This window comes from Methyloceanibacter sp. (assembly GCF_058506495.1).
Window position 1 is genome coordinate 1 of sequence record NZ_JBZMXT010000028.1, and the last position, 16,075, is coordinate 16,075.

Annotated in this window: 16 protein-coding genes; 13 read left to right on the top strand and 3 right to left on the bottom strand. The window is 59.6% G+C overall.

Going from position 1 to position 16,075, the window contains the following annotated elements; all coding sequences use genetic code 11:
• The 3 genes from AC33YF_RS06930 to AC33YF_RS06940 all read left to right on the top strand — a co-directional run.
• The coding region (locus AC33YF_RS06930; RefSeq protein ID WP_491776473.1) for a TIGR01458 family HAD-type hydrolase at positions 1–767 on the top strand (767 nt) is incomplete at its 5' end.
• Between the two features lie 281 nt (positions 768–1,048).
• Positions 1,049–2,038, top strand: coding sequence for a D-alanyl-D-alanine carboxypeptidase family protein (locus tag AC33YF_RS06935; protein ID WP_491776474.1), 990 nt, complete (start codon positions 1,049–1,051; stop codon positions 2,036–2,038).
• 12 nt (positions 2,039–2,050) lie between these two features.
• Positions 2,051–2,536, top strand: a complete 486-nt coding sequence (locus AC33YF_RS06940) for a hypothetical protein (RefSeq protein ID WP_491776475.1) — start codon at positions 2,051–2,053, stop codon at positions 2,534–2,536.
• Positions 2,537–2,557: 21 nt separating this feature from the next.
• Here AC33YF_RS06940 and AC33YF_RS06945 read toward each other — a convergent pair whose 3' ends face one another.
• Positions 2,558–3,238 (bottom strand): TlpA family protein disulfide reductase, encoded by a 681-nt coding sequence (locus AC33YF_RS06945; protein WP_491776476.1) that lies wholly within the window; start codon positions 3,236–3,238, stop codon positions 2,558–2,560.
• A 74-nt stretch (positions 3,239–3,312) separates the two neighbouring features.
• Here AC33YF_RS06945 and argH point away from each other — a divergent pair, with 74 nt between their 5' ends.
• From argH to AC33YF_RS06970, 5 genes are all read left to right on the top strand, one after another.
• Complete coding sequence (argH, locus tag AC33YF_RS06950; RefSeq protein WP_491776477.1) at positions 3,313–4,710, top strand: argininosuccinate lyase; 1,398 nt, start codon at positions 3,313–3,315, stop codon at positions 4,708–4,710.
• A gap of 99 nt (positions 4,711–4,809) precedes the next feature.
• Entirely contained in the window at positions 4,810–4,998 is a 189-nt protein-coding gene (lptM, locus tag AC33YF_RS06955) for an LPS translocon maturation chaperone LptM (RefSeq protein WP_491776478.1), read from the top strand.
• A gap of 38 nt (positions 4,999–5,036) precedes the next feature.
• On the top strand, positions 5,037–6,320 hold the full coding sequence (lysA, locus tag AC33YF_RS06960) for a diaminopimelate decarboxylase (RefSeq protein ID WP_491776479.1): 1,284 nt from the start codon (positions 5,037–5,039) through the stop codon (positions 6,318–6,320).
• A gap of 103 nt (positions 6,321–6,423) precedes the next feature.
• Positions 6,424–9,132: a TIGR02302 family protein gene (locus AC33YF_RS06965; protein ID WP_491776480.1), complete on the top strand. Its 2,709-nt coding sequence runs from the start codon at positions 6,424–6,426 to the stop codon at positions 9,130–9,132.
• 97 nt (positions 9,133–9,229) lie between these two features.
• Positions 9,230–10,336, top strand: a complete 1,107-nt coding sequence (locus tag AC33YF_RS06970; protein ID WP_491776481.1) for a DUF2333 family protein — start codon at positions 9,230–9,232, stop codon at positions 10,334–10,336.
• On the opposite strand, the gene hpt is transcribed toward AC33YF_RS06970, so the two are convergent.
• Together hpt and AC33YF_RS06980 are read right to left on the bottom strand one after the other, a co-directional pair.
• Entirely contained in the window at positions 10,333–10,878 is a 546-nt protein-coding gene (gene hpt, locus AC33YF_RS06975) for a hypoxanthine phosphoribosyltransferase (protein ID WP_491776482.1), read from the bottom strand. The two genes, AC33YF_RS06970 and hpt, sit on opposite strands and share 4 nt — an antisense overlap.
• A 51-nt stretch (positions 10,879–10,929) precedes the next feature.
• Entirely contained in the window at positions 10,930–12,075 is a 1,146-nt protein-coding gene (locus tag AC33YF_RS06980) for a zinc-ribbon domain-containing protein (protein ID WP_491776483.1), read from the bottom strand.
• A 137-nt stretch (positions 12,076–12,212) separates the two neighbouring features.
• Here AC33YF_RS06980 and ftsE point away from each other — a divergent pair, with 137 nt between their 5' ends.
• The 5 genes from ftsE (at position 12,213) to AC33YF_RS07005 (ending at position 16,022) form a co-directional block, all read left to right on the top strand.
• Positions 12,213–12,890, top strand: coding sequence for a cell division ATP-binding protein FtsE (gene ftsE, locus AC33YF_RS06985; RefSeq protein WP_491776484.1), 678 nt, complete (start codon positions 12,213–12,215; stop codon positions 12,888–12,890).
• A 16-nt stretch (positions 12,891–12,906) separates the two neighbouring features.
• The gene (locus AC33YF_RS06990) at positions 12,907–13,905 is read left to right on the top strand and encodes a cell division protein FtsX (protein ID WP_491776485.1); all 999 of its coding nucleotides are present in this window, start codon (positions 12,907–12,909) and stop codon (positions 13,903–13,905) included.
• An 89-nt stretch (positions 13,906–13,994) separates the two neighbouring features.
• Positions 13,995–14,711, top strand: coding sequence for a YdcF family protein (locus tag AC33YF_RS06995; protein ID WP_491776486.1), 717 nt, complete (start codon positions 13,995–13,997; stop codon positions 14,709–14,711).
• A 4-nt stretch (positions 14,712–14,715) separates the two neighbouring features.
• Positions 14,716–15,441 carry a lysophospholipid acyltransferase family protein gene (locus AC33YF_RS07000; protein WP_491776487.1) on the top strand — a complete coding sequence of 242 codons (726 nt, stop codon included), beginning with the start codon at positions 14,716–14,718 and terminating at the stop codon, positions 15,439–15,441.
• A gap of 149 nt (positions 15,442–15,590) precedes the next feature.
• Entirely contained in the window at positions 15,591–16,022 is a 432-nt protein-coding gene (locus tag AC33YF_RS07005; protein ID WP_491776488.1) for a hypothetical protein, read from the top strand.
• Positions 16,023–16,075 lie beyond the last annotated feature (53 nt).

Consider the following 16,075-nt stretch of genomic DNA (forward strand, 5'->3'; position numbering starts at 1 on the left):
GCGTACTTCTTGATTTAGCTGGCGTGGTCTACGAGGGCGACCACGTGCTGCCTGGTGCGATCGAGGCGGTGCATGAAATCCATAGCGCAGGGCTGCCGATCCGGTTCGTCACCAATACGACGACGAAGACTCAGAAGGCGCTTCTCACCCGGCTAAAGGGACTAGGGCTAGAGATTGCAGACGAGGAACTCTTCACCCCGGGCCAAGCAGCTCGCGCTTGGCTCCAGAAGAACGAGGCATCGCCGCTTCTGCTGGTCCATCCGGACTTGGAGGAGGAATTCGCTGACATTCCAGACCGGCCAAAGCGTGCAGTGATCGTTGGGGACGCGGGCCAAGGATTCTCATTCGATAACTTGAACCGCGCTTTCCGGGCGTTGATCGAAGGCGCAGCATTCATCGCATTGGCAAAGAACCGAACCTTCATGGACAGCGACGGGAAGCTCAGCCTGGACGCAGGTGCATTTGTCGCAGCGCTCGAATACGCGACGACAAACGAGGCAACCGTGCTTGGAAAACCGTCTCCTGACTTCTTCAAAGCTGCACTCGATAGCATGGCTTGCGAGCCGGACGACGCCGTGATGATCGGTGACGATGCGGAGAGCGACGTTGCTGGCGCGCTGCGGTCCGGCGTCGCACAAGCGATCCTTGTCCGAACGGGGAAGTTCCGGGATGGAGACGACCGACGGTTCGATCCGTCCCCGACACTTGTCACGAAGAACCTCGCCGAGGCCGCCGCGTGGATACTCGACAACGCAGCGCCCTCATAGCGGCCTGCTGCCGCCGGCTTCGTGCTTCGAGGCTGGAACAAAGGGCGCCGGATCCTGCGGGTTGCGAAACGGCGCAAGAACGCTAGTGTTGCGGCGGATCCGGCGGTCGGGTGCGCTTTTTGACTGCCTTGGGGTACCTGTCACGGAAGAGTCGAATTTACGTGTGAAACAAGCCGTATAGCCCGCCCTGCGGGGTTCGCGCGGGATTTGATTGCGTGCATCTGTGATCGCGGCGTTGACTAGGCTACACGCATTGCGAGGATCGAAGGGGATCGAACTTCATGCCGAGGCGTGCCTTCTATTGCATTCTCATTGCTCTCGTCCTCGCGGGCTCCACTGCCGCCAAAGCAAGTCCCTCTCTCGTTTTCGAGCCCTACAATGGCACCGTCTTCTACGCCGAGGACCCCGATACGCTGTGGTTCCCCGCCTCGCTCACAAAGATGATGACGGCCTATGTTGCCTTTCATGCGCTTAGAAACGGCGAGGTCAAGCCGGACACGCCCGCCGTCGTCACCAAGAACGCGCTCAGTGAACCGCCGACCAAACTTGGCCTTCCCGTAGGAACCTCGATACCCCTTGAGACCGCCATCCGGGTCATCATCGTGAAGTCCGCAAACGACGTAGCCGTTATGGTTGCGGAAACTGTCGGCGGGACAGAAGAAGCCTTCATCGAACGCATGAACGAGGCAGCGAAGCGGCTAGGGATGACTAGCACGCAGTTCGCCAATCCTCATGGTCTGCCAAACGAACAGCAATACACGACCGCACGTGATCTAGCCCGCCTCGCCCGCGCACTTATCATCGAGTTCCCGGAGTATGCGGACATATTCGCGACGAAGTCGGTTTCGGTAGGGAAGCGTACTCTGCGCTCCCACAATGGCATGCTGCGGACATTCAACGGCGCGGACGGCATGAAGACCGGCTTCATCTGCCACTCCGGCTTCAACATCGTCACAAGCGCGACCCGCGATGGACGGAAGCTGGTTGCGGTTGTCCTCGGTGAAAAGTCTACCCGCGTCCGCAACGCCCGCGCGGCCCAACTCCTCGAGAACGGCTTCAAACGTTATTTCTGGAAATCATTGTTTGGCACCAGCCTGAACGGTCTGCCGCTGCCAGCTGAGCGGGACGACCGGCCTGTGTATCTCGGGAAGATCATCTGTGGTCCGAACTACGGCGCCGTCAGGCCTGAGCTAACGCCAGACCTGTTCCGGTTGGAGACGCCGATCACGCGGCTTGCCAGTTTGCCAACGCCCCCGAACCCATTCAATTAGTACCTGCGCATCGTGTCCGTACGACTTGCCCTCACGCTAACACTTGCCCTGGCATGCGCGCAGAGTTTGCTCCTGCGGCAGTCAGCCTGGGCACTTCTGGCGGAGTTTCCGGATGAGATGGCCGAAACCGTTGCCGAAGCTGCAGAGCGGTGTCGCGCCGACGGTGGCACACCCGATGTAGCTAAAGTCCTGCAGAGCGATGACCTGAACGGTGACGGCCGGCCCGACTGGGTCGCTGACTACAGCAAACTAATCTGCAAAGACGGCGGCAACCCTGCCTGTGGCGTAAACGGGTGCTTGATACAGCTCTACTACTGGGACGGCGACGATTGGGACAAGGTCTTCGAGGACTTCGTGCAGGACCACAGGTTCTCAACGAGTGGGCAGTCACGCCTGATGCACGTGAAGACCTACGGCGTACCCTGCAACCGGCCGGCAGCGGAAACCTGCAGCTACACCTACAAGCTCGAAAAAGATGCGATTACGCCTGTTCGCTAGCGTACGATATTTAGTCAGCGCCTACCGGTTGGAATTGTCGTGAAACGCGATCGCGGCCTCGACCAGGGCTTTGGCTTCGGGGGAAGCCCAGTCGGCGGGACCGACCAGACGGCCCATCTCCCGACCTTCCGGATCGATCAGCAAGGTCGTTGGCATCCCCACAGCCCTTAGTTTTGCGAAGATCTTTCCTCCTAGGTCGTAGTAGTTGGTGAGATCGGTTGCGCCCGTTTCCTCGAGGAATTGCTCAGCTTTTTCTGGACCGCCCTTGTCGATATTAAGCGCAACCACTTCGAAGCCGTCACCTCCAAGTTCCGACTGCAACGCGTTCAGCTGAGGCATCTCTTCGCGGCAGGGCACACACCACGTCGCCCAGATGTTCAGGAGCAACACCTTGCCTTTCAAATCCGCGGAAGTCATTGATGAGCCATCAGGTTTATCAAAGGTGAGATCAGGCACGACCGCGGGTTCGGGGCGAATGACAAAGGCCGTCATAGCGCCTGTGTTCAACCCGCTCAGAGGCCCTGCGCCGGTACCCGCGGCCTCACCGGTGGGGCTGCCCGCCGACGAAGATGCATCCGAACGATTGTCATAGGGGGTGGAAAGCCAATATACCGTGCCAAAGCCGGCGAGCAGCGCGACCGCAATTGCGAAGGCATATGCCGCCGGAGATGTCGTGTTCTTGCGTTTTTCGGAACCGTTCACGTCGTTCTCTTTGACCTTGAGTTCTTGGTGACTGTGAGTTTTTGGGAACTCATTCAGCTTCAGACCGGGCTACCATGACTAACACTATGTGGGGCGGCCGTTTCGCCAATAGCCCCTCCGACATCATGGAGGACATAAATGCCTCTATCGATTTCGACAAGCGACTCTGGCCGCACGACATCGAGGCTTCCAAGGCCCATGTCGCCATGCTGGAGGCGACCGGCATTCTTACGCCCGACGAGACGTCGCAAATCATCTCAGGTCTCGACAAAATCCTAACCGAGATCGAGTCCGGTGACTTCAAATTCTCGCGAGCCCTCGAGGACATTCATCTGAACGTGGAGCATCGGCTGAAAGAAATCGTCGGCCCCGTCGCCGGCAAGCTACACACCGCACGGTCGCGCAACGACCAGGTGGCGACGGACTTCAAGCTCTATGTCCGGGATGAGATCGGCCTAATCGACGCGGGACTCGCACAGCTTCAGCTGGCGCTCGCGACGCGTGCACTTGATGAGGCGGCGACTGTCATGCCGGGCTTTACCCATTTGCAAACGGCCCAGCCCGTCACATTCGGCCATCATTGCCTCGCTTACGTCGAGATGTTCGCCCGCGACCGGGGCAGGTTCCTCGACGCCGCCACGCGGCTCAACGAATGCCCGCTAGGCTCGGCCGCGCTCGCGGGCACAAGCTTTCCCATCGACCGTCAACACACGGCGAAAGCGCTCGGATTCGATCGCCCAACAGCAAACTCGCTCGACACGGTCTCGGACCGGGACTTTGCTCTTGAGACATTGGCCGCGGCGTCGATCGCGGCCATGCATCTCTCACGGCTGGCCGAGGAAATCGTGCTCTGGACATCGCCTCAGTTCGGCTTCACCCGGCTGTCGGACTCGTTTTCCACCGGCTCTTCGATCATGCCGCAAAAGCGCAACCCGGACGCGGCTGAACTTGTTCGGGCGAAGACAGGCCGCATTGCGGGCGCATTCCAGGCTCTGCTGTTGGTTATGAAGGGCCTGCCTCTGGCCTATGCAAAGGACATGCAGGAGGATAAGGAGCCCGTGTTCGACGCACTCGATGCCCTGAAACTCGGGATTGCAGCCCTTGGCGGCATGGTTTCAGACCTCGTGGTCAATGCGAAGGCTATGAAGAAGGCCGCTGGGAGTGAGTATTCGACGGCGACGGACTTAGCCGACTGGCTGGTGCAAAAACTCGACACGCCGTTTCGAGAGGCGCACCACATCACGGGGACAATCGTTGCTTTGGCAGAGGAAAAGGGCATCGAACTCAGGCGTATGCAGTTGTCCGACCTCCAAGCCGTGGAACCGAGGATTACCGATGATATCTACAACGTCCTGGACCCGGCCCGCTCGGCCAAAAGCCGGACGAGTTATGGCGGAACTGCCCCCTCAAACGTTCGGCGTGAGGCCAGACGCTGGATAAAGCGTTTGGAGAAGGACAGCGTCTCGCGATAAAAGAGGGACAGCACGGGGTTAACAGACAACCGCCAGCCACGGGGCATTGTGTCGTTGGACAGGGTTTGGACGGGGTCGGATCCTCAAAGGATGTTATGGATGGGAAGCGCTATGCGCATTCTCTTGTCATTGCTGCTTGTTCTTACCGTGGGCCTCTCGGCTTGCGGGCGTCGCGGTTCGCTTGAACGCCCAGAGGCCCGTTATCCCGAAGTTGCCGCCGATCCGTCCACCAAACAGTCTAAGGCTCCGGACCGACGCATTCCGATCCTTGATGACATTATTCATTAGCTAGGCCCGAATTATCCGGCCCCAGACAACCACGTCCTATGCACCATTTCGCCTACCGGCGCGGCGCATCCGAAGCCAACGTGCTTCACGCTGAAGACGTCGATCTGTGCGCATTAGCTGCGGAAGTCGGCACGCCATTCTATTGCTACTCCACGGCCACGTTCGAACGGCACATTGCGGTGTTCGCGGACGCGTTCGCCGCGCGGCCCGACACGCTCGTCTGCTACGCGATCAAGGCTAACTCCAATCTCGGCGTACTGGCCACGCTCGCCAAGCAAGGGGCCGGAATGGACGTGGTTTCCGAAGGCGAGCTGCGTCGCGCACTGGCTGTCGGCGTCCCCGGAGAACGCGTGGTCTTTTCTGGCGTGGGCAAGACAAGAAACGAAATGGCATTCGCCCTCAACGCCGGCATTTACGCGTTCAACGTCGAGTCGGAACCCGAGTTAGAGGCTCTAAGCCAAGTCGCCGACGCGATGGGAAAGACCGCGCGGATCGCCTTTCGCGTCAACCCAGATGTCGACGCGGGGACGCACCACAAGATCTCGACGGGAAAGGCTGAGAATAAGTTCGGCGTACCCTTCGATGAGGCCCCCGCGCTTTACAAACGGGCAAGCCAGCTCCCCGGTATCGAACCAGCGGGGATTCACATGCATATCGGCAGTCAGATCATTGATTTGGCGCCCTTCGCGAACGCCTTCGCGCTCCTCAAGGAGTTGGTCTCGGCGTTGCGCGCGAATGGTTTCGGTATCGAATTCGTCAATTTGGGAGGGGGGCTCGGAATCCCTTACCGGACGGACGAACCAGACCCGCCGCTGCCGCTAGACTACGCGCGTCTCGTCAACGACACCATGGGAGACCTCGACGTACGGCTGCTCTTCGAGCCGGGGCGCATGATTGCCGGAAACGCGGGAATTCTCGTGGCTCGAGTTCTCTATGTGAAAATCGCGCCGGAGAAAATTTTCACCATTACCGATGCGGGCATGAACGATCTGATCCGGCCAACGCTTTACGACGCGTATCATCGTATCCAGCCGGTAGTAGAACCAAAGCCAAGCGGCAACACGGTTGTGACCGACGTCGTGGGGCCCGTCTGTGAGACCGGCGACTACTTGGCCCTCGCACGGCGCCTACCCGAACTGAACACAGGCGACCTGATCGCTGTAATGACCGCGGGCGCTTACGGTGCCGTACAGGCCTCTCAGTACAACAGCCGCCTGTTAGTGCCTGAAGTTCTTGTTTCTGGTGCCAATTATTGCATTACCCGCCCACGGACCAGCTATGAGGAGATGCTCTCCGCAGAGCGTTTGCCAAGCTGGCTTTGACGGGCCTTACCCTCGCGACGCCCCGATTCTGCCGGTTTCCGCGCGGAATGTTACCGGGTTGTAATTCTGGGCCACACGCCCCTCTGTGCTAACACTGCGAACCATGACGCGATCCTCCCCCTCGAAAGATGCCGGAAAACCCAAGACCGCGCCGGACACGCTGACGCGCCGGTTTGAGCGCCGCGTACGTCTAAGTTGGGTCGCCTTGCTTGCCGAACGCGTATTCGAGTCGCTTCTTTGGCCTTTCGTCGTGGTCTGTGCGTTTCTCGTCTTCTCGCTTTTGGGCGGATGGGGCTGGCTGTCGCCAATCGCTCACCAGGCCCTCCTGGGTCTGTTTCTCATTGCTCTTGTGGTCGCGCTGGTGCCGGTATGGCGTATCGATGTGCCAGACCGAGCCGAGGCCCTTCGCCGCCTCGAGCGCGACTCAGGAATCCAACACCGGCCGGCCTCGTCCTATGAGGACACCCTGGAGGCAGAGCCCGGCACGGCACCCGCCCAGCTTTGGACCCTCCATAGAAAGCGACTAGCAAGACTCGTGGCGCGACTTAAGCCTTCCTGGCCGAAGCCACGGTCGGATCGCGACGACCCCTACGCGATCCGTGCGGCTCTCGTTCTTGCGCTTGTGGTCTCATTTTTTGCTGCCGGGGGAGACGCGGGCTCCCGCATTAAGGCGGCGTTCCTGCCAGCCGCCACCGCCTCGACACAGGTGGTGCGCCTCGATGCGTGGATTACGCCGCCGGTTTACACGGGCATGGCGCCTGTGGTTCTCGCGGACGGGACAGAAAAAGTCGGTCCGGGTGCGGAGACCTTCCGTGCCTTGTCGGTACCTGTCCGGAGTCAGCTTATAGTCCGCGCTCATGCGCCAGACGGAGACCGCGTAACTCTCACGCTCTCTGACGAGAACGGAGAGACCCGATCAGTCGAACCAAAAGATGGGTCGGCAGCGGGCCTCATGGAATTTAATGCCGGACTCATCAACCCTGTAACTGCGGATCTGCGTATCGGCGGAGCCACGGTCGCCCAGTGGCATTTCGCGATGATTGAAGATGCCGCGCCGCAAATCAGCCTCCGCGAAGCGCCAGCGGCCCTGCCGCGCGGTGCGCTGCGGCTCGAGTACAGCGCGCTTGATGATTACGGTGTCGCCAGCGCCGAAGCTCGTTTCTCGCTGGCCGAAGACGATACGACGGACCTTCCCGAAGATATCGCTATCGAAGAGGAAATGGACCTGGCTGAGGTCGAGCCGCTTTTCGCACCTCCCAAGATCGCGCTTCAGCTGCCGCGCACAAACGCTAAGAAGCTCGATGGTCGGGCCAGCCAAGACCTGACATCGCATCCTTGGGCAGGGCTCAAGGTTATGATGACCCTCACTGCACGCGACCAGGCCGATCAGCTGGGAACGAGCGAGCCATATCCCCTGATCCTGCCGACGCGCAACTTTACGAAACCACTGGCAAGGGCGGTGATTGAGCAGCGCCGGACTCTTGTTCTCGATCCAGAAGAGACCCCGCTCGTTGCCCGTGCGTTGGACGCGCTGACGATGGGTGGGGAAAAAGCGACGGACGATACGTTTGTCTATTTGTCGCTGCGTAACACCTATTGGCGCCTCCAAAACGATCGCTCGCGCGAGTCGGTAAAGACCGTGGTCGATCAACTTTGGGCAACGGCCTTGCGTATCGAGGAAGGTGATCTGCCGGCGGCCGAGCGAGATCTTCGAGCAGCCCAAAACGCACTCATGCAGGCGCTACGCGACAATGCACCCTCGGAGGAAATCAAAGAGCGCATCGAAGAGTTGCGCAAGGCTCTGTCTAAGTACCTGCAGGCCATGGCCGCGCAGCAGAAAGATCAGACCGACATAGCTGGCCAGCCGCAACAGAATCAGGATGACACTGTTTCCGACCAGGACCTGGACAAAATGCTCGAGAGCATCAAGGACCTCGCTGAGGCGGGGTCGAAGGAAATGGCCGAACAGATGCTGTCCGAGCTGAACGACATTCTCGATCGGCTACAGGCCGATAACGCTCCTCGGAGCGAACAACAACAAAAGGCTCAAGAGATGATGCGGGACCTCGACGAGGTAGCCGCAGATCAGCAGGAGCTTCTCGACGATACGTTCTCTGAAAAGCGCAAGCAGCGGCAGGGACAAGGTCAGGGGCGCAACCAAAACCAGCAGTTTGACGTCACGCCGCCCGGATCGCCGATGGGCTTCGGCAATGCCACGTCGCCCCTCACGGACCAGATGCCCCAGGGAGGCCAATCCGGCGCACGTGCGCAGGGGCAATCCGGCCGTCAGGGCGATGCGCCAGGTGGAGGCCAAGAGCAGTTCGGCCAACAGCAACAGCAAGGCTCGCAAGGCAGTCTCCAGGAGCGACAAAAGGCTCTGCGCGAAAAACTCCAGCAGTTGATCGAGCGGATGCGCCAAGCCGGCGGCGAAGCGCCCGAGCAATTCGAAGGCGCGCGCGAAGCGATGGAAGAGGCCGAGCAAGCTATCGGAGAAGAGAACTACGATCGCGCTGCGCAAAACCAAACGCTTGCCCTGGACCGGATGCGCGAAGGCACTGAGTCTATGGCACAGCAAATGACGGCTCAGGGCGAGATGGAGGGCGGACAAGGTCCAGGTTCCAACGGCCGCGATCCGCTGGGCCGTCCAGACCGTTCAAACCGTCCGGACCTCGGACTATCAGTACAGGTCCCTGACGAAATCGATATTCAGAAGGCTCGCGAAGTTCTAGACGAGTTGCGCCGACGGATTGGCGACCCAAGCCGGCCAACCATTGAACTCGACTACCTCGAACGGCTAATCAGGTCCTTCTAGTCTCAAAGCATTTTTTTGACGCCCCCGTCAGAAAAGTGCCATCCCTTACCTCTTATGACTGGTCAGCATTTCTCTCGCTCCGGAAGACGGCCCGCCCATGCTGCAATCAATACTCAGTGCGCTCGCAAAACCCTTTGTCTGGCTGGGCGGCGTCTTTAGCCGGCTCGGTCTTATCCTAAAGATAGTGATTGGCACGATACTGATCATTTTGGTGCCCCTCTACGGGTATTTTCTTTGGAGCACGCAAGTCTGGCACAACTTCAACCCCGACTACGCGGACGCTTACGAGGTCGCTACGAAGACCTCAGGGGACGTCCCTGAGCCTAGCGGCGGCATTGTCAGCGACGATCCAGCCAAGACTGGTACGCAGGATAAAAGCGACGCCACGGAGGCTTGTAGGCGTTCGATGATTGTCGATGCCGCCAGCGGCTTGGTGAACTTCAATGTCAACGACAACGCCTGGATTTCTTCGATGTTGCTCTACAAGTTGGGGCTCTTCGGCATTCCCTGGGACGCAACGCCGTTCTTCGACAACAAGGCTGTGTTTCAGCGCGGAATACACCAGGCTGTGCAGCGAACGGCCGTGGAACTGGTCGACTCACTTGGCCGAGTGAGAGGCACTTCTGAGGCCGACAAGGACTTGCAGACCGCGCGCAGTGACCTTCAGTACAACGAGTATTACTGGTACTGGTCCTTTAGCCCCTTCGGCCCCAAGACCCCATCGCCTGCAGTCTACCGCACAGCGCGAAAGAACCTTCAGAAGTTCAACGACCGGCTCGAGAGCTGCGAAGCGCTGTTCGATGCGCGCGCCGACAACCTACTCGCTTTCTTGGACCGCATCGCGAAGGATATCGGCGGGACATCTGCCGTGCTCAGGGAGCGCTCGGAGAATTACAGCAGCGGCTGGTTCGACACCCGTGCGGACGACCGGTTCTGGTTCGCCTACGGCCAGCTCTATGCTTATTACGGTATTCTCACCGCGGCTCGGGCCGATTTCGAGGACGTCATCAAGCAGCGTCGACTCGAAGCAATCTGGGACGAGTTGGAGGATCAGCTCCGCGCCTCGCTCAACATCACGCCGTTCGTTATTTCGAATGGTGCCGAGGCTGGTTGGTTCATGCCGTCGCATCTTGCAACGCTCGGCTTCTACATCCTGCGCGTCCGTTCCAACCTCGTTGAGATCCGCACGATCCTCGACCGCTAGCCGCCCGCGTCGATGATCCCAATGTACGGCAGTTCGCGATAGCGGTTTCCGAGATCCATGCCGTAGCCCACTACAAATTGGTCGGGGCACTCAAAGCCTGCAAAGTCAGCGGCAACGACTTCTGTGCGCCTGGCCTTTTTGTCGAGAAGGACGCAGCTCAGCACTGTACGTGCGCCCTTGCGACGCAATCGCTCTTTTGCAAACAGAAGCGTACGACCGGAATCGAGGATGTCGTCTACAATGACAACATCGCGGCCCTCGACATCCGACTCCACGTCACGCAGAATTTCGACCGGACCGCCAGAGGTTTCGTTGCGATAGCTCGCCAGGAAAATGAAATCTATTTCAGGTTTCAGTCCTTGCGCGTGGAGGGCTCGCACCAGATCGGCAACGAAAATGAAGCTTCCTTTCAGGACCGCAACAATCAGCAGTGCGCGAAGATCGCATGCAGCAATGCTGCGTGCCAGCGCATCGACGCGCGCCGCGATTACGTCTGTACTGTAGAGCGTCGCGATCGAGTGTGACGCGGGCGGTTCCGCCATGCCAAACCTGCCCTGTCTGGCCTGGCCGAGTTCAGCGTTGCCGAACGAACTCTAGCCTGCCTTTGCAAACCGCACTTTCAGGCTACGGACATTACTTGGCGGTGCCGGGATCTGTTTCAAGAATGGTGCGTCCTCGTCGGGGCCGAGCTCGGCAGCGCCAACTTCGGTTGTCCATTCCGAGATCTCCTCACCGTTCTCATCGCGAAGCACGATGATTACGGTCGGCACGCTCATGGCCGCGGAGCCGGTATTGCGGACGCTCCCCTGAACCTCAAGAACATTCTGGCCGCTTGCATTCGTCCAGCCGTAGCGGACACCCTCGAACTGTAGCCCTTGTGCACCGGCTTGCATCCCGAGCGCAGAGTAAAGATGAGAGGCGCCGGGGAGAATGGAGACGGTCGTCTGAGGTGCGAGGAAGAATAAGCCAAGCACGCCAAGGACGATCACGCCGAGGATACCCCAGCCGATTGCAACAACTGGTGGCTTCTTCTTTTGCGTCTCGGCGCTCGCCGTGGCGAGGGACTCGCCGAAGGCTTCAGCCGCCAAATTCGCGTCTGCCGCTGCGGGACTGTCATCGATCCCTGGGAAAGCTGCGTCGAACGACGCATCCGCCTCGGCCGATGACGAACCGGGAGCACCCTGGTCCTGCGGCGGCGCCATTCCGGGCGGTGGCGGCATCTCTGGGGCGGGCGCCTCACTTGCCGGCTTGCTCTTGCCCATCAGCTTGCCAAAGAGGCCACCCTTTGTTGCCGCTTCTGGTTCGGGCGGTGACGGCGGCGCGGCAGGTCCTGCCTCGCCGACCGGCGGAAATCCTGCAGGGGCCGCTGCGCCTGGCGGCACCTGTGGCGGCATCTCTGGCGGCGGCGCAGCCTGAGGCGGGGCTTGCGGGGGTACAGCAATGCCGGGCGGCGGAGCCGATGACGGCGGCGTTGGAGCGGCCGCCGGCGTTGGAGTTGGTGTGGCAGCCGGTTGCGGCGGAACGGGCGCCGCCGGCGTTGGAGGAGCGGCTGCCGGCTGAGGAGCGGCTGCCGGTTTAGGCGCGGGAGCCGGCTGCGGCGGCACCGCCTCAGCTTCGGCCGGTTGCGCCTGCCAGACGTGACCACATTTCGCGCAGCGGACTTTGCGGCCCTCAGGCGGGAAGGCCGCCTTGATTTGGTATCGCGTTCCGCACGCCGGACAAATTATCAGTGTCGCCATTTTGATTGCCGCAATCGCCCACTACACCATGAATATGCGGGACGCCCCATTCGGTTACCCTATAACATTGATACAGGACGGAGAGTTCAGCATAAAGTGTCAGTATTCTGCAATGTTAAGAGACGCAAGGAAGTCGGTTGATCCGCTTTGACAATGTCGGACTGCGCTATGGCTCCGGACCGGAAATCTTGCGCGATGTCACCTTTCACGTTCACCCAGGCTCCTTTCACTTCCTGACGGGACCTTCTGGTGCCGGGAAAACCTCGCTTTTGCGGCTTCTGTTCATGTCGATTCGTCCTAGTAGAGGCTTAATCTTCGTTTTTGGTGAGAATCTCGCCGATCTGCCGCCTGCTGGTCGGGCTGCTCTCCGGCGCCGAATCGGGATTGTTTTTCAAGACTTTAGACTCTTGGATCATTTGACAACTTGGGAGAACGTCGCGTTGCCGCTGCGCGTCATGGGCAAGCACGAGAGCTATTATGCCGATGACGTAACCGATCTGCTGCGCTGGGTTGGGCTCGGGGATCGTATCCACGCCTATCCAGAAACGTTATCTGGCGGTGAGAAACAGCGTGCGGCGATCGCTCGGGCCGTGATCGGGCGTCCTGAACTACTTCTCGCGGATGAGCCGACGGGCAATGTGGATCCGGCCATCGGCAACCGATTGCTGCGTCTGTTCGTTGAACTAAATCGCTTGGGAACATCAGTGATCATTGCAACCCACGACTACGGTCTTATGGACCAGCTCGACGCGCCAAGGCTTATGCTGCAAAAAGGCCGCCTTCAGGTCGCAGCACCTCAGCTCACTGCGCAGTAGAGTAGGTGAGAGAGACGTGACCCTACTCAGCGACTTGAAGGGCTATCCCTGGACAAGCCTGCTCGCGGGTATTCTTCCGTCCCGCCTTGCGGCGCGGCTGCCGCAGCGCTTTCAGGCCCCTTCCTCTCAAATCGTTCCACCGGCTTCCGTAGCGGGCCGGGCACTTACAGTCGTGATCGCCATTATGACTTTCTTGGCCTGTTTGACAGCAGGCGGAGTCTATATGGTGCATCAATCCGCGAGCGCTTGGGTGGACGACATCGCAAGTGAGGTCACTATCGAGCTCAATCCGCTGGAGACGACGGATATCGAAAAAAAGATGACGTTGGTGTCACTCTTTCTGGCGAAACAGCCGGGCGTGGCCCGCGTGAAGCCGATGAGCGCAGACGAGTCGGCCAAGTTGCTCGAACCCTGGATCGGCTCAACCGCCGCGCTTTCCGCACTGCCCGTTCCGCGCCTCATCGCCGTCGAGATCGACCGTTCAGACCCGCCGGATATCCGCGCTATCCAAAAGGCGCTCGGCGAGAATTTTGAAGGTGTGACACTAGACGACCACAGACGCTGGCAGTCGGAGATCAGACTCATTACGCGATCTACTGCGCTGGGTGGCATCGCGATCTTGGGGCTTGTGGCCGCCGCGACCATCGCAGTCATAGTGTCAGCAACGCGAAGCGCCATGGCAACAAATCGCGAGATAATCGAAGTGCTCCACTTCGTTGGCGCCAACGACCGCTTTATCTCCAGCGAGTTCGAACGGCATTTTTTGGGCCTCGGGGTCCGAGCCGGGTTGGTTGGCGCGATTGCGGCGGCGATCGCGTTTCTGCTTTTACCGCTGCTCGTTAGTTTGCTCGGTGGCGGTGCCGTTACCGAAGCGGAAACCCGTCGTCTGCTAGGAAGCGGCGAGCTCGATGCCGGCGGCTACTTTCTGCTTGTGTTGATAGTCCTGGTCATCGCGGCGCTGTGCATGGTTACGTCGCGGCTTGGGGTCTTCCGCATCCTCAAGACCTATGCTTGAACGCTGGTGAGCGGGGCATGGCCGATCGGCGTTCACCGGTCTAGGCAGTCTCAATTCTGCGCGGCTCATCGCCGTGTTCGGGGTATTTTTTGAACGAGAGCATCAACATTGACGGAAACGACGGCAAGCCGCGTACGGAGCACTTCTATCGCTTCCGCGGCCCCATTGGCTTCGTCCGACTCATCTTTGATAGTTCCATTCTGCTTTTGGTCATGTTGATTATTGGCTTCATCGTCTTCGCCAACGGACTGGCTCGCGAGCTAAAGGAACCAGCCCATGCCTCGGACGGTATAACCGTCTTGACGGGTGGCGTCTCCCGAATCGACGACGCCATGAGGCTGATGGCTCGGAAACAGGCCCGGCGCACCCTCATTACGGGCGTCCATCATCAAACCACTGTTGAACAGTTGAAAGACCTTACGCCGGACGGCGCGCAGTATTTCGACTGCTGCGTGGATATCGACAAGGAGGCGCTCAATACGATCGACAACGCCCGGGAAACCGCTCGCTGGGTCCGCGAGAATGGCTATGGCTCTTTGATCGTCGTCACGTCCAATTATCACATGCCGCGGGCGCTGGCTGAACTGGAGCGCGCGATGCCAAGCATCACCCTTGTCCCCTACCCCGTTGTGGCCAACAACGTTGAGGTCGCGCGCTGGTGGGAGTTCCCCGGGACGACAAAGCTGCTCTTGTCGGAGTACTTGAAGTATTTGCCAGCTCTTGGCAGGCTTTGGGCGACCAACCTCGCGCGGTTTGCGCTGCCGGGAAAGTTTGGACCGCCAGCGGACGAACTCGAGCCCCAATAAACCGATGGTGCGCTCGATCGTTTTCGGGATTCTGTTCTATATCACGACGGCCTTGTTCGTCGTTTTTGGATTTCCGTTCTTCTTCACGCCTCGCAGCTGGTCCATGGCGGCCCTGAAGGTCCATGCCCGGACCGAGCTTTGGCTTTTGAAGCATATCGTCGGCCTGGACTTCGAGGTGCGGGGCTTGGAGAGGCTGCCGGAACCGCCGTTTCTTGTCGCATCGAAGCATCAATCCGCTTGGGAGACATTCGCGCTCATCCCCCTATTTCGCGACCCGGCGTTCTTGATGAAGCGGGAACTGTTTTGGATTCCCATACATGGCTGGTTTTCGCACAAATTCGGGATGATCCCGGTTGATCGGGATAAGGGGCCGGCTGCGTTGCGCAACATGCTCCACCACGCCAAGGACCGCATCGCGAAGGGACGGGAAATCATAATCTTTCCCGAAGGTACCCGTCGTCCGCCAGGCGCCCCGCCCGCCTACAAAACCGGGATTGTGCTACTCTACAATGCCTTGGACGTACCATGCGTCCCCGTCGCCTTGAACTCGGGGATGTTTTGGCCCCGCCGCACTTGGCGAAGAAAACCGGGAACAATCATTGTGGAGGTGCTGGATCCCATTCAGCCAGGGCTCCCAAAGGCCGAGTTCATGCGCCGTCTGCAGGTTGCCGTTGAGGGCGCTTCAGACCGGCTAATGGCCGAGGCGGCCGCGAACGAAGAAACCCATTAACCCCCTGTTAACACTTGAAGACTTGACGCCAGGGCTAGCAAAGTTCATATTTTGTTCCACGCCGTGAAATCGGGCGACAGAGAGCTTGAATTTGCCGTCGCTGAACCCATTTCAATGAGTAGCTTCAAGGTTAACGGGTCCAATTCTTTATGTGGTTGAGTCCTTCAGACGCTTCAGAGATTGCACCCTCCGACAATCAGACCATCGGTCCGTCGGAGGAGCCGGCGCTCGTATGCGCCGAGGCGGCCTTCGATCAGGCCTTTCATTATTGGCGCGGCGCGTCGGGACGGCGGTATCTTCACAGCGTCTATTCCCTAGTGGGTTGCCCTGCTTTGCCCCAAGCAAACTTCATCTTGGTCCGCCGCCACGAGGACGGGTCACGCGAAGCGCTCTGTTTTGGAAATACTCGCGACGATGCAATGTCGCTAAATTTGGCTCGCTTGCGCCATGAAGGGGCGAAGATCGGCGCAAATGAAGTGCATATTCACCTTCTCGCGGACACGGCCGAGGCGCGAAAATTTGTCGAGTCAGATCTGACGGCCGCGCACACACGCCAGCCGGAAGCCTCTGAGGCTGCGTGATCCGCAGCGATCTACGCCGCTAAGAACGGGGCAACCGTCAGTACTGTCGTTAC

What these genes read in the sequence shown, in the direction of transcription:
- AC33YF_RS06935 (WP_491776474.1), top strand. Translation starts at nt 1,049, where the DNA reads ATGCCGAGGCGTGCCTTCTATTGCATTCTCATTGCTCTCGTCCTCGCG.
- AC33YF_RS06965 (WP_491776480.1), top strand. Translation starts at nt 6,424, where the DNA reads ATGACGCGATCCTCCCCCTCGAAAGATGCCGGAAAACCCAAGACCGCG.
- lptM (WP_491776478.1), top strand. Translation starts at nt 4,810, where the DNA reads ATGGGAAGCGCTATGCGCATTCTCTTGTCATTGCTGCTTGTTCTTACC.
- AC33YF_RS07005 (WP_491776488.1), top strand. Translation starts at nt 15,591, where the DNA reads ATGTGGTTGAGTCCTTCAGACGCTTCAGAGATTGCACCCTCCGACAAT.
- AC33YF_RS06970 (WP_491776481.1), top strand. Translation starts at nt 9,230, where the DNA reads ATGCTGCAATCAATACTCAGTGCGCTCGCAAAACCCTTTGTCTGGCTG.
- AC33YF_RS06980 (WP_491776483.1), bottom strand. Translation starts at nt 12,075, where the DNA reads ATGGCGACACTGATAATTTGTCCGGCGTGCGGAACGCGATACCAAATC.
- argH (WP_491776477.1), top strand. Translation starts at nt 3,313, where the DNA reads ATGACTAACACTATGTGGGGCGGCCGTTTCGCCAATAGCCCCTCCGAC.
- AC33YF_RS07000 (WP_491776487.1), top strand. Translation starts at nt 14,716, where the DNA reads ATGGTGCGCTCGATCGTTTTCGGGATTCTGTTCTATATCACGACGGCC.
- lysA (WP_491776479.1), top strand. Translation starts at nt 5,037, where the DNA reads ATGCACCATTTCGCCTACCGGCGCGGCGCATCCGAAGCCAACGTGCTT.
- hpt (WP_491776482.1), bottom strand. Translation starts at nt 10,878, where the DNA reads ATGGCGGAACCGCCCGCGTCACACTCGATCGCGACGCTCTACAGTACA.